Genomic DNA, 12,518 nt, shown 5'->3' on the forward strand with positions numbered 1-12,518 from the left:
TACTAAATGTCACAAACTCCTGACCTAAAAGGAAGCAGTTTTACCCTGTCGGTCCTCCATCTTTCAGACAACGAAGTGGAGAAATCTATCCAGTTTTTGAAAAAAAAAGTGGAGCAAGCGCCGACATTCTTCACTTCTGCTCCTGTCGTAATCAATATCGCCAATGTGGCTGGTGAGGTAGACTTTTCTGAGCTAAAGAAAGGCATCAAGGAAGCGGGACTTATTCCGGTAGGCATCACTGGCAGTAAGGACGAACATACACAATCCTTAGCGTCACAAGCAGGATTTGCTATTATGTCTTCCAGCAAACCGCCCACGAAAGCCTCTAACTTGGTGCCAACGAAAGTGGTACGAACACCTATCCGTTCAGGACAGCAAGTTTATGCGAAAAACGCAGATTTAGTCGTACTGAATCATGTCAGTCCTGGTGCTGAAGTCATCGCAGATGGCTCTATACATATTCACGGTACGCTGCGTGGACGCGCTATAGCCGGTGCAAGTGGTTCAACCGACGCAAAGATTATTTGCAACGATTTACAAGCTGAGCTGGTGTCCATCGCTGGCAACTACTGGCTCAGCGATCAAATTGATAGTGAAGTGTGGCAAAAGAAGGTCATGCTTAGTATGTCCGAAGACATGTTGCACTATGACATACTTACTATCTAGAACATAAGGAAAACGTAATGGCACGCATTATTGTTGTAACGTCAGGTAAAGGTGGTGTAGGGAAAACCACGTCTAGCGCGGCAATCGCTTCAGGGTTGTCTTTGAAGGGAAAAAAGACCGCGGTCATCGATTTCGATATTGGTTTAAGAAACCTCGATCTTATTATGGGCTGTGAACGCCGTGTGGTGTATGACTTTGTAAATGTGATTAACGGTGAAGCAACGTTAAACCAAGCTTTGATCAAAGATAAACGTACGGATAACTTGTTCGTATTGCCCGCTTCTCAAACACGAGATAAAGAAGCGCTCAATAAAGATGGCGTAAAGCGAGTCTTGGATGAGCTCGACGAAATGGGGTTTGATTTTATTCTCTGTGACTCTCCTGCAGGTATCGAACAAGGTGCGCTGATGGCACTGTACTTTGCCGACGAAGCCATCATTACCACTAACCCCGAAGTGTCATCGGTTAGAGACTCAGATAGAATCTTAGGCATTCTAGATTCTAAATCTAGGCGCGCCGAAGAAGGGCTAGAGCCTGTAAAACAACATCTATTACTCACCCGTTATAACCCGGTGAGAGTGACTCAAGGTGAAATGCTTAGTGTCGAAGACGTAGAGGAAATTCTGCATATTTCGCTACTCGGAGTGATTCCAGAGAGCCAGGCAGTACTCAATGCTTCTAACAAAGGCGTTCCTGTCATTTTCGATGAAGATTCAGACGCAGGAATGGCCTATCATGATACTGTGGAGCGATTACTTGGTGAGCAAATAGACTTCCGCTTTCTAACAGAGCAGAAGAAGGGAATCTTTAAACGTCTATTCGGAGGCTAACGCGGAATGTCATTATTAGAGTTTTTCCGGCCGCAAAAGAAAACATCAGCTAGTCTGGCAAAAGAAAGGCTGCAAATCATCGTCGCAGAAAGAAGAAGTGCCGATGACCCAGCACCAAGTTATCTGCCACAATTAAAAGAAGACATTTTAAAGGTGATTGGCAAATACGTAGACGTAGAGCCCTCGATGGTTGATCTGTCGTTCGAGCAAAAAGACGATGATATTTCAGTACTGGAGCTCAACGTCAAATTACCAGATGAAGACAAATAGCCAGAAAGATAAATTAAGGGAGCGTTTTCATCGCTCCCCTACCCTTTTCAGCTAACTATTTAATCAACTTATCGAGTTTTTCTCCAAGCAACTCTAAACGCCAACCTTGCATAAGATCAGGCAAACGAGAAGGATCTCGATTCAGTTTCCAAACCCACTTAATGAGTTGATTTAACTGCTTTTTAGAAGCGAGAAATTCTGTTGTTAGCCCCGAGTTCATCGAAGCTCGCTTCACTTCATCTTTAAGTTGTTTGAACAATTGCTTGTATCTTGGTTCATCGACAAGACGCTCAATTCGGTCCGGGTATTCCTCTGTTGGTGTCGCTTGCTTGACTAATGAAATCACCTTTGAACCATGACGACGAATCGCGCGAGGGTCTATTCCCTCTCTTTCCATTGTTCTAGTGTCGGTTATTGCCAGCTTTGCCACAGTAAGGAGTTCTGCTTCACGAAAGACAAAGTTCATCGCCAAGTCGCGTTTTATTGCTTCTTCATAACGCCACTTAGCTAAGCGTTTTAAAATTGCTAACTCCCTCGGGCGAAGTTGCCACGCACCTTTTATGTCTAGATAAGCAAGATCAGCATCAAGCTGTCTTGTACGCTTGCGAACAATTAAGTCACTTTCTTGCTGCGTTGCATCCCACCAACCAAGCTGAACCACTTTACTATGCAGTGTTTCAAACAGTGGGTACAAGTAATACACATCAGCCGCCGCATAGTCTAATTGCTTGTCAGTTAAAGGACGAGCTGTCCAGTCGGTTCTCGACTCACTTTTATCAAGTTCAACGTTCAAAAATTCTTTAACTAGCGCGGCAAACCCAGTAGAAACACCATTGCCTAAAAATGAGGCCATGACTTGTGTATCCACTAGAGGCATAGGTACACAAGAAAAGGCATTTTGAAACACCTCTAGATCCTCTCCACAAGCATGCAGCACCTTAAGCACGGATACATCTTGCAGCAGCTCAACAAACGCTGTCATATCAGAAAGCACTAGGGGATCGATGAGGGATAAGGTCGAGCCATCATAAAGCTGAATAAGGCCCAGTTGAGGGTAATACGTACGTGTACGCACAAATTCGGTATCAAGCATGACTACATCACAACGGCGAGCCAGCTCACATGCGGATTCGAGATCAGACTGTGTGGTAATTATTCGATAATTCACTGAAATCCCATTCAGGTTATAATTCTGTATCTTAGTCGTTATAGAGCAATGGCTTCGCTTAGTTTCCTTCGCGAGTCATTGATACAGTGCATACTATCACTATTCGTAATTCGAATCTTGTCAATTTAGGATATGGTGCAAATTTGTTTGAAACGGGTGTTTTTTGTAAGCAAGGTTTTTTAAGCGTTAAAAACAGGGCTATTGGTCAGCCAACCAATAGCCCTGATTTCACCAGGGCGTGTTGACCTAGCTATTTTCCCCGAAAGAGCTAGGCACTTTTCTCCATATGCGCATTTTTCTCAATCAAGGCATCATTTTCCGCTTTTAACTCTCTACGGAGTATTTTACCTACGTTGGTTTTAGGTAAGTCATCGCGAAACTCGATCAGTTTCGGAACCTTATAACCGGTCAAACACTCTCTACAGTGAGACAATAGCTCTTCTTTCGTCAATGTCGGATCAGATTTTACGACAAAGATTTTGACAATCTCACCGGATTTCTCGTTTGGCTCTCCAATGGCGGCCACTTCGAGTACTTTCTCATGACCTGATACTACATCTTCTACTTCATTGGGATACACGTTAAAACCAGACACCAAAATCATGTCTTTTTTTCTATCCACTAGATGCAAAAAACCCTGATCGTCGAACTGGACAATATCGCCAGTTGAAAGCCAACCGTCTTGATTGATCACTTCTTTGGTTGCCTTCTCTCTTAGCCAATAGCCTTGCATCACTTGAGGCCCCTTCACCAATAGTTCGCCTTCACCGTCATAACCCACATCATTGCCATTTTCATCCACAATTCGAATATCCGTAGACGGCACTGGTAAACCAATGGAGGCGTTATACTCGGTTAAATCGTAGGGGTAAGCGGAAACCAAAGGCGCGCATTCTGTTAAACCATAGCCTTCAAGCAAGTTGACACCCGTTGTCTCTTTCCATCCCTGAGCCACCGAGCGATGAACAGACATACCACCACCTACTGCCAACTTAAGGTGTGAGAAATCTACCTCTCGAAAATCTTCGTTGTTAACTAATGCATTAAAAAGTGTGTTCACACCCGTGATTGCCGTAAACGGAAATTTCATTATCTCTTTAACAAACCCCGGAATATCTTTCGGGTTGGTAATAAGTAGATTCCTCCCACCTAACTCCATGAATAGAAGGCAATTAACGGTCAAAGCAAAAACATGATAGAGGGGTAACGCAGTTACTACATTTTCCTTACCTTCTCTGAGAACCGGGCCGTAAATAGCTTTGCATTGTAAGACGTTTGCCACCATATTTCGATGAGTCAGTACCGCGCCTTTTGCAACACCTGTCGTACCGCCTGTGTATTGCAAAAATGCAATATCTTCACCTGATATAAACGGCTTAACGTATTGTAGTTTTCTACCTTTTCGAATTGCCAATCGCATCGAGATAGCGCCGGGTAAATGATATTTTGGCACCAATTTCTTCACATATTTGACAACAAAATCAACCAAAGTACCTTTAGCCCTAGGTAACATTTGTCCTAGGCTGGTTAGGATGACGTGCTTAACTGGTGTATTGTCTACCACCTCTTGCAGGGTTTTAGCAAAATTGGACACAATAACTATTGCAGATACATCAGCGTCATTGAGCTGATGTTCAAGCTCGCGAGCGGTGTAGAGTGGGTTCACGTTAACCGCGATCAGTCCTGCACGTAACACCCCGAATAACGCGATCGGATACTGTAGTAAGTTTGGCATCATAAGTGCCACGCGCTCACCTTTTTTCAGCTTTAGCTCATTTTGTAAATACGCAGCAAAAGCCCGACTTCTCTCCTCTAATTTACGAAACGTCATCACCGTGCCCATGTTTTCAAAGCCGGGCTGGTCTGCAAACTTGCTGATTGATTGCTCAAACAGTTCTACAAGTGACGTGTACTGATCTGGATTAATGGTATCTGGTACGCCTTCTGGGTAACGTGCTAGCCAAGGTTTGTCCACACTCTACTCCTAATTATTGTTGTTGTACCCAACTCAAGTTTCATACTTGCGCTGCTTGGCTCTGCCGAGCTTGTGGGCATTGGACGAGAAGATTCAGCCATATCCAATCATCAGTTGCAACCAGATTCAAACACATGTTTAAATTTTGTTAACCAAGCCTAAAATTGATAACGCAACAGCATGTGAATTTTCCAAATGGCAATGATGCCCACCTGCAACTGTGCGTACTTCATATTTCAAATTGCTCAGCTGAGAAAGTCGTTGCCGAAGCTCTGGGTAGCCATCCTCACCCAAAACAATTAGGTGTAAAGATTTGATATTTTTCACTATTTCATCAGCATGCTCAAAAGACATTCGGTAGATGGATTCACATTGTAGCTTAGGGTCATGTCGCCAAATATATTCACTACCTTGCTTTTTCATTCCTCTGAGTACGATAGGCTCTATCTGATCCGGCAATAGCCGATTGACTTTGGCACGTAACGAGGTTGCCTGCTCTAACGATTCATAATGACGAATAGGTTTATCTTTAAGTTTACTGCGATTGACTATCCCAGCTCTTAGTCGCTCAACAGCATGGGAAGCTTGCTCAGGAAGAGGGCCCGCACCTTCAATTTGTACCAAAGCAGTAATCAGCTCTGGAAATGCCGAGCTTACACAGCTAGCAATTAACGCCCCAAGCGAGTGCCCAGCAAGCACGACACGCCGATGAGAAAAATGCGTCGAAATCAGCTGATAAATATCATCGATGTAATCATGGAAAAGATAATAGTTTCCAGCAGCCTTGTGAAAAGACAGTCCGTGGCCTGGTAAATCAACCGCACATAAATGCAGGTTGGGTAACTGAGAGTGGATGGACTCCATTAACGTGGAAAAACTGGCGGCATTATCTAACCAACCGTGTAAGAATAAAACCGTCACCGTGGAAAGATCCACATCGCCTATTTCCAAACTGGCGAGGTGACCACCAGTGATTTGATATTCGTTATTTTGTATTTTCATTTGATTTCGGTAACCACTCGACCTTGTTGAGGTCCATAATATTGATGACAATAGAGGCCTAGACATGGATAGGTATAAAACGGGCCGTCAACTACCACTCGCTTTTGGACTCGCCATAGATAATAGCCAGCCGCTTCCATCGTTGGAAAGTGATATTCATAGTCGCCCACCTTGGCGATTTCCGGCTTTAAGCTGGTTCCAAGCACCGTGATCAACCTCCCTTTCGCAAAGGTAACTGGGTCTAGAAAACCTTTTACATAGACGATAAAACGGCCTTTCGCTTCTGCGTGCAGATTTGGTTGACCCGCTGAGTTAATAGGTAGATTGACCACTTCAATTCGCGTCTTCTGACTTAAATTTGTGACCTTGGCAATAACCCCTCCCAAACGGACTTCTTTACCTATATCATCACGTGAGTCTGACCAAGCTCGATAGTGAGTAATCACATCGGGGGTACTGGCCTTTAATGTAGCTGGCAATGAAGCACATGCGCTAAGCAAGGCGGTGGCGAGCAAGATCACTAAGTATTTGTATGATTTATTTGCCATAATAGGTTCTCATTGGTCTACTAGAAACGATAATAACGCTGGTGAAGAAAAAGCACCATACTTGCCCAAAGGAGTGAAACATGTGTTTAAAAAGACTAGTCTGGGCCACCACTTTGACCTTAGTCGCCATCGTTGTTTGTTACTATTTTATTGATAAACCAGCAGCAGAATATGCTGCGACAGTCAATTTTCGCCAATACCCTGTCTTTTCTTGGTTCGCCTCAACCCCTGTTTATATTTCTTATTTAACAGCGATATTTGTTGTTGTGTCTATATTTTGCCTCGTGTGGGAACGACGAATTCACAAATGGATGATGTGCTCAATACTGGTCGCTGTCAGCTTAATGTTATCGACGATTGCAAAAAACATATTGAAATTTGTATTTGGGCGTTATTGGCCAGCGACATGGAAAGATGCTAACCCCTCATGGTTAGATAACCATGAATATGGGTTTCATCCATTCCATACTGGTGTCTGGTATCAATCATTTCCATCTGGCCACGCCACAGCGATACTCGCCTCCATGACCGTCATTGGATTGTTCTATCCTAAACTAAGGAGCATCGCGTTGTTTTTAGTAGCTATCACTTTAGTTGGCCAGTTAGCTATGTATTATCATTTTGTCAGCGACCTCATTGCTGGTGCCTATTTAGGCGCTCTTTTTGGCTTCAGTACAGTTCACCTTGCACGCCGTCACCCCATCTACCATCATGTTGTGACAAGATGAAAGGGTTTGAACAAGTAGAGATCACCCAGTTACTTCGGGATGAAGGATTCAGAACGAGCCGATCAGACTCCACTCCACCCACTTCATCTTTTTGGACATTTTTATTTTCATGTTTCCTAACCATGGTAAATACTATTAGTGATATACCCAAGTTACTTCAAGATGCAGAATTCAGAGCGATGTGAGCGGCCCAACTAAGGAGAAGGTCTGCTGGAGCGACATTGCTTTCTAAACCAACGAGTGAGTCAAATAGAAATGATGAGGGGCACTAAAGGTGAAAAACGTATTACTTGCTATTACACTTTTATTTTCGTCAATTGCTGCCGCTAAAGAGCTGACCCTCGTTACCGCCGAAATCCCTCCCTACTCAATGATAGAAAACGGCGTACAAACAGGTGTATCTGTTGACGTGGTTAAAGAAATGGCTCGTAGGGTAGGACAAAATGATGAGTTTATATTTTTACCTTGGCCTAGAGCTCAGATCACAGCATCAAAAAATAGCGCATATGGCATAGCACCACTCTCTAGAACACCTAGCCGAGAAGAAAAATTTACTTGGGTCGCGCCAATTCCAGAGATTAACAATGATTACGTGCTCGTTGCACTTGACTCACAAATAAATATCCACGACTTAAGTAGTGTCATCAACCTTTCAGTTGGCGTCCAACGCGGTACACCTGCACAACTGTTATTAGAGAAAGCTGGCTTCAGTAATATTCAACCCGTCACTTTCGAAGACCAGAACGTGGAAAAGCTGAGGAAAGGACGGATTAAACTATGGGCAATTCCTCGGCTTGTCGGAAAATATGTTTATAGAACAAATGGCTACAACCCCAACGAGCTTAACTTCGGCTACGTATTGTCCAAACCAATTATCTACTTTGCGGCTTCAAAAGATATATCTGAGGCGGATATTAAGAAATGGAAGACTGCTCTCAAAGAAATGCGCCATGATGGCACATTTGAAAAAATACTCTCTAGATATTGATAAACCTTCTCTAGAACGAAATTTTTATTTTCGTTTGTTATACCATCAATTTTAACCATTATTGATAGTTAATTAAGCAGATTCACGTCAAATAAAAATCATTTTTTATTAATTGTTTAAATAGTAATAAGAATAATTACATTTAATTGGTATTAGGGGCGCTTGTACGATGTGGAACATAGTGAAGAATTAGAAAACACGTCTACTTAATCTAATGACAACGCTGGATGACTATTTTTCAAACAAATATAAGCAATTCAACCTTAGCTATGCTTTACTATTTATCTTTCTAACTCACATTTCTCGTGATACATATTACAGTTTTATAACTTTAGGTTGCCAACCAACGCAACAATCGGCATAATCTTTACGACGCTCACGTAAAGGCCCCACAAATATATTGTGGCGTGATTTTTACGCCCGAGATTACCCAATTTGAAGAGGCGGGTAAACATGTCAGTTGGCTATAAACAACACTCTATATAAGGTGTTGCGCTATAAGTCCTATATAACACATATAGCAATAACTAAAATAAGGCCTCATAAAATGAGGCCAACTTCTCCTCAAATTACTTCGCGACTAGCCCACTTATCGCTTTCACGCAAAATGACCTCAGTTTCATCATCGTTTTCAAAACAAAAAGCGTCGAGAATCAAACTCTTTTTTACACAGTATTTGTCAGACTGGGTCATGTCATTGATTGCTAAATTTACATAAAAATTAACACCTTGCAAGGTTAAGTGTTAGTTTTTATCCATTCCTTGATATTAAGTAGATATGCATCACATTTTACTATATTTTTCGCATAAAAATTTAACTCCAGTGCTTAACGCTGATATATAGAGGGGCTTATGAAAACGACATCCGCTCAACGAATAGAAAATATAAAAAATAACCTGTCTTACGCGATAAAAAGCAGAAATGAAACCAAAAAGTCATTTTCTGAAATTAGTGGTATTAATCGTACAACTATTTACCAAATATTAGATGGGAAAGTAAATCGTATTCAGCACCAAACCGTCGAGAAAATAGCCAATTTTTTTGGAACTACTTGCTATGTTATTGAGGAAGGCTGCGTCGAATCGCTAGAGATAAAAAATAACCAAACTTCTAAAGAAGGAAATAAAAACCCGATTGCGGTACCGATAATTGACGAGCACAACTTTACTTCGCACTGGGAAAAATATATCGGAGAACTCATTGTTCAGTTCCCACTGACCTACTACTTGTATGATGAATGTAACCTTATCGCTCTACGCGTTAACAAAGTGCTAAAAAAATATTTCAGTGGCAATACGCTTCTAATTATTAATCGTCTAAAACATAACAATGAAGACCAAATAGTGATAATCAATGAAAATAATGAGCTGGATGTAAAAACCAGCCACTATAAGTTAAAAAGTAACGAAAGACTGATCGGCAGTATCAGAGAGGAAAGGTTCGATGGCTAATAAGCGATACAAACTCATAGGCTTTAAAAATAGAGGCGTCAATATCATGATCCTCGCATCAGGGAAACATGCCAGTTATCCCCTAGAAGACATCTTAAATACAGAAGTTGCTGATGATTTATCTCCGAGGGAAATCAAAGAGATTTGTAGAAAACTATACACACCAAAAGGATTTCAGGGCTCCTATGATATCAAAGACCGCAAAGAATCGTATTGGCTTACTTTCACAGTCATCATCGCGATATTAAGCGCTGTGTTCACTTTATCCAACATTACCGGGGTCAAACCGATCCAGCTGAGTGACGGATTCATCATACCTTTTGCGATATTTCTTTACCCCATTTCCTTTATTCTGGTTGATATGCTCAACGAGTTTTATGGACTTCGTTACGCTAGAATGGCGATTCTAATATCCACAGTTATTAATGCCTTGATGCTCATTGTACTTAACTTCAGTAGTTATGCGCCAACCATTACTGGCTGGGATACAATGAACCAGAGTTACAAAGTCATTGTACATTCAATCAACTCAGTATTTTTGGCATCCATGCTGTCTTATTTTGTTTCTGAAAACGTTAACGCCTATTTATTGCAAAAAATTAAGTACCTCACCAATGCAAAACTACTATTTGTCCGCGTGTTTTTTAGTACATTCTTTGCCTCTATCATCGACAGCGCAATCTTTATTTTCATGGCCTTCAGTGGTGTATTAAGCCACGATGTTCTGATGAGCATGTTCATCTGCCAGGTTATCGTTAAGACAACGTATGCAATTTTTGGCATCGGCCCTATCTACTTCTGCCGATCTTTATTCACCAAATACATTCTTGGCAACACAACGCATGCCAACTTAACTCCACAACGCTCATAAAGGCTAACAAATGGATTATTCCAAAAATTTAGGTAAGAAAACCGACTATATTTCCACTTACACCCCCAGTCTACTTGACCCTATTCCAAGAGCAGGTGGTAGAGCGAACATAAAAGCATTCACCAACGAGCACCTCAAGGGCTACGACCTTTGGACAGGATATGAGCTATCGTGGCTGAATTCAAAAGGTAAGCCTTGCGTAGCAGTCGCAGAGTTTTATATCCCATCGAGCAGTCCAAATCTCATTGAGTCTAAATCATTTAAGCTGTATTTAAACTCGTTCAACCAAACGAAATTTGATGACAAGGAAAAGGTCATTGAAGCGCTTATTTGCGATTTAAGCCAAGCTGCTGGTGACGATGTGAAGGTAAAGCTGTTCAATGTTGAAACGTCTTACAAGATGGAAAACAGTAATGCAGGGTTTGAGTGCATCGACGAACTGGATATCAGCATCGACTCCTACGAGTATAACGAAGATAGTCTACTCAATAGTGCCCAAGGAGGTATCATTGAAGAAAACCTATGCTCTCACTTGCTGAAATCGAACTGCTTGGTGACCAACCAACCAGACTGGGGAAGCGTGTACATCAAGTACGAAGGCCAAGCCATTGATAAAGAAAAGCTACTCAGGTATATCATATCGTTTAGAGATCACAATGAATTTCATGAACAATGTGTAGAGCGTATATATACCGATATAAAGCGCTGTTGTAACCCAACAAAGTTGACCGTGTTTGCACGCTATACACGACGCGGTGGTTTAGATATTAATCCATTCCGCAGTGATTTTGAGGACACAATGACGGTAGAGCGTATTTTTAGGCAGTAGTTAATCGCCCAACTATAGATGGCTATCACTCCTCATAGGCCTACTGTGAGGAGTGACTGGCCATCCTCAAATATAAATATCCACCCCAATAAGACGGGCTAACTCTTCTCGTTTGCTCTGATTAAGAACATCTAAGTAATGAGACATGGCTTTTGGGTTTTCACCTGGAGGAAAATCATATTGGAGGTTAGAGTATTGCGCATCAGGCTGCGCTACGCTGCGAATGGACTGAGAGATAGCATTAGCCACTTTTGTTGGCTGCACCGTTGACGAACTATCTGGGGCGCGAGTGTCTTGCGCCCTTTTTTTAGCGGCTTTTGATGTCTTCCTTGTACTGGAGACATTAGAAGGAGGCAATCCGTTAATCGAAACCATAGGCGTTTTCTGCTCCTCAAACCAACTGTCATTGATGACATATCAACAAACCGTCATGTGGCGATCAAACGTCGTTTACTCCCTGCCTGGTATTTTCTTCCATGCAACGTTATCACGCAAATACACCGGACTGGCATTTTCAGCTACGACCGTATTGCCTTTTTCCAGCTCGAACTTGGCTAAATAGGCAATATCTTGCGCTTCTGGCAAATTGATACCACCTTCAACTCGAGTCAAAGACAATCCGGATAACTCTTGTTCATAAGCGCTCCAGCCAGTGCCTGATTGCACCCAACTCGCATCATCTCGATCCGTGTTGTCTACCAATACGCTCGGTGGTATCACACACTCTGCGTCCACCGCCAACCATTCGCCATTTTTCTGACGGCTCAACCTTGCCCAATAGACTTCTTGCATTCGCGCATCAATAGCACAAGCCACATGCTCAGCGCCCGTATTTCGATAACTCCCCTGTGCCAATGCCGTTAAGGTTGAGATGCCAATCATGGGGAGCTCTGCACCAAATGCTAAACCTTGTGCAATTCCGATGCCAATACGTACACCAGTAAAGCTTCCAGGCCCTCTACCAAACGCTAAGGCATCTAAATCTGATAACTTCAATCCCGCGTCTGTCAATACTGCGTCCACCATTGGCAGTATTTTTTTTGTGTGATCTCTAGGTACGATCTCACTACGCTCAAATAGTTGCTCTCCGACAAGTAGCGCTACTGAACAATTCTCAGTGGCTGTATCCAAGGCTAAAATTTTTACACTCATTGACTTCTCTAATGTGTTCATCACGGCAGTAGTATACCC

The 12,518-nt window shown here is 42.3% G+C and carries 14 protein-coding genes; 8 read left to right on the forward strand and 6 right to left on the reverse strand.

What is annotated here, in order from left to right; translation table 11 throughout:
- The first annotated feature begins 6 nt into the window (after positions 1-6).
- The 3 genes from minC to minE are packed head-to-tail and all read left to right on the forward strand — an operon-like array spanning position 7 to position 1,766.
- On the forward strand, positions 7-666 hold the full coding sequence (gene minC, locus M9194_RS16640) for a septum site-determining protein MinC (RefSeq protein WP_250613812.1): 660 nt from the start codon (positions 7-9) through the stop codon (positions 664-666).
- A 17-nt stretch (positions 667-683) separates the two neighbouring features.
- Positions 684-1,496: a septum site-determining protein MinD gene (gene minD, locus M9194_RS16645; RefSeq protein ID WP_250613813.1), complete on the forward strand. Its 813-nt coding sequence runs from the start codon at positions 684-686 to the stop codon at positions 1,494-1,496.
- Between the two features lie 6 nt (positions 1,497-1,502).
- Positions 1,503-1,766, forward strand: coding sequence for a cell division topological specificity factor MinE (gene minE / locus M9194_RS16650; RefSeq protein ID WP_250613814.1), 264 nt, complete (start codon positions 1,503-1,505; stop codon positions 1,764-1,766).
- A gap of 55 nt (positions 1,767-1,821) precedes the next feature.
- Here minE and rnd read toward each other — a convergent pair whose 3' ends face one another.
- The 4 genes from rnd to M9194_RS16670 all read right to left on the reverse strand — a co-directional run bounded on the left by rnd (position 1,822) and on the right by M9194_RS16670 (position 6,459).
- Complete coding sequence (gene rnd / locus M9194_RS16655) at positions 1,822-2,934, reverse strand: ribonuclease D (RefSeq protein WP_250613815.1); 1,113 nt, start codon at positions 2,932-2,934, stop codon at positions 1,822-1,824.
- A 268-nt stretch (positions 2,935-3,202) separates the two neighbouring features.
- Positions 3,203-4,909, reverse strand: a complete 1,707-nt coding sequence (gene fadD / locus M9194_RS16660) for a long-chain-fatty-acid--CoA ligase FadD (protein WP_250613816.1) — start codon at positions 4,907-4,909, stop codon at positions 3,203-3,205.
- A 138-nt stretch (positions 4,910-5,047) separates the two neighbouring features.
- Positions 5,048-5,905: an alpha/beta hydrolase gene (locus tag M9194_RS16665; RefSeq protein WP_431769417.1), complete on the reverse strand. Its 858-nt coding sequence runs from the start codon at positions 5,903-5,905 to the stop codon at positions 5,048-5,050.
- A gap of 2 nt (positions 5,906-5,907) precedes the next feature.
- Positions 5,908-6,459 (reverse strand): Slp family lipoprotein, encoded by a 552-nt coding sequence (locus M9194_RS16670; RefSeq protein WP_250613818.1) that lies wholly within the window; start codon positions 6,457-6,459, stop codon positions 5,908-5,910.
- An 80-nt stretch (positions 6,460-6,539) separates the two neighbouring features.
- Between M9194_RS16670 and M9194_RS16675 the strand changes: the two genes are divergently transcribed.
- From M9194_RS16675 to queF, 5 genes are all read left to right on the forward strand, one after another.
- The gene (locus M9194_RS16675) at positions 6,540-7,187 is read left to right on the forward strand and encodes a phosphatase PAP2 family protein (protein WP_250613819.1); all 648 of its coding nucleotides are present in this window, start codon (positions 6,540-6,542) and stop codon (positions 7,185-7,187) included.
- Between the two features lie 274 nt (positions 7,188-7,461).
- Complete coding sequence (locus M9194_RS16680; RefSeq protein WP_250613820.1) at positions 7,462-8,175, forward strand: substrate-binding periplasmic protein; 714 nt, start codon at positions 7,462-7,464, stop codon at positions 8,173-8,175.
- Between the two features lie 852 nt (positions 8,176-9,027).
- A complete protein-coding gene (locus tag M9194_RS16685) occupies positions 9,028-9,627 on the forward strand; it encodes a helix-turn-helix domain-containing protein (protein ID WP_250613821.1) in 600 nt (199 codons plus the stop codon).
- Positions 9,620-10,498, forward strand: a complete 879-nt coding sequence (locus M9194_RS16690; RefSeq protein ID WP_250613822.1) for a queuosine precursor transporter — start codon at positions 9,620-9,622, stop codon at positions 10,496-10,498. Before M9194_RS16685 ends, M9194_RS16690 begins: the two co-directional genes overlap by 8 nt.
- Positions 10,499-10,508: 10 nt before the next feature.
- On the forward strand, positions 10,509-11,327 hold the full coding sequence (gene queF, locus M9194_RS16695; RefSeq protein WP_250613823.1) for an NADPH-dependent 7-cyano-7-deazaguanine reductase QueF: 819 nt from the start codon (positions 10,509-10,511) through the stop codon (positions 11,325-11,327).
- 66 nt (positions 11,328-11,393) lie between these two features.
- On the opposite strand, the gene M9194_RS16700 is transcribed toward queF, so the two are convergent.
- Both M9194_RS16700 and tsaB read right to left on the reverse strand, forming a co-directional pair.
- A complete protein-coding gene (locus M9194_RS16700) occupies positions 11,394-11,702 on the reverse strand; it encodes a chromosome partitioning protein ParA (RefSeq protein ID WP_250613824.1) in 309 nt (102 codons plus the stop codon).
- A 75-nt stretch (positions 11,703-11,777) separates the two neighbouring features.
- On the reverse strand, positions 11,778-12,479 hold the full coding sequence (gene tsaB, locus M9194_RS16705; RefSeq protein WP_250613825.1) for a tRNA (adenosine(37)-N6)-threonylcarbamoyltransferase complex dimerization subunit type 1 TsaB: 702 nt from the start codon (positions 12,477-12,479) through the stop codon (positions 11,778-11,780).
- Between the last annotated feature and the right edge of the window lie 39 nt (positions 12,480-12,518).

Origin of the sequence: Vibrio sinus (genome assembly GCF_023634645.1) — a bacterium.
GTDB lineage: Bacteria > Pseudomonadota > Gammaproteobacteria > Enterobacterales > Vibrionaceae > Vibrio > Vibrio sinus.

Bases quoted from the DNA above. Each gene is read 5' to 3' on its own strand.
- minD (WP_250613813.1), top strand. From the start codon at position 684: ATGGCACGCATTATTGTTGTAACGTCAGGTAAAGGTGGTGTAGGGAAA.
- minC (WP_250613812.1), top strand. From the start codon at position 7: ATGTCACAAACTCCTGACCTAAAAGGAAGCAGTTTTACCCTGTCGGTC.
- M9194_RS16675 (WP_250613819.1), top strand. From the start codon at position 6,540: ATGTGTTTAAAAAGACTAGTCTGGGCCACCACTTTGACCTTAGTCGCC.
- tsaB (WP_250613825.1), bottom strand. From the start codon at position 12,479: ATGAGTGTAAAAATTTTAGCCTTGGATACAGCCACTGAGAATTGTTCA.
- M9194_RS16685 (WP_250613821.1), top strand. From the start codon at position 9,028: ATGAAAACGACATCCGCTCAACGAATAGAAAATATAAAAAATAACCTG.
- M9194_RS16690 (WP_250613822.1), top strand. From the start codon at position 9,620: ATGGCTAATAAGCGATACAAACTCATAGGCTTTAAAAATAGAGGCGTC.
- M9194_RS16700 (WP_250613824.1), bottom strand. From the start codon at position 11,702: ATGGTTTCGATTAACGGATTGCCTCCTTCTAATGTCTCCAGTACAAGG.
- M9194_RS16670 (WP_250613818.1), bottom strand. From the start codon at position 6,459: ATGGCAAATAAATCATACAAATACTTAGTGATCTTGCTCGCCACCGCC.
- minE (WP_250613814.1), top strand. From the start codon at position 1,503: ATGTCATTATTAGAGTTTTTCCGGCCGCAAAAGAAAACATCAGCTAGT.
- queF (WP_250613823.1), top strand. From the start codon at position 10,509: ATGGATTATTCCAAAAATTTAGGTAAGAAAACCGACTATATTTCCACT.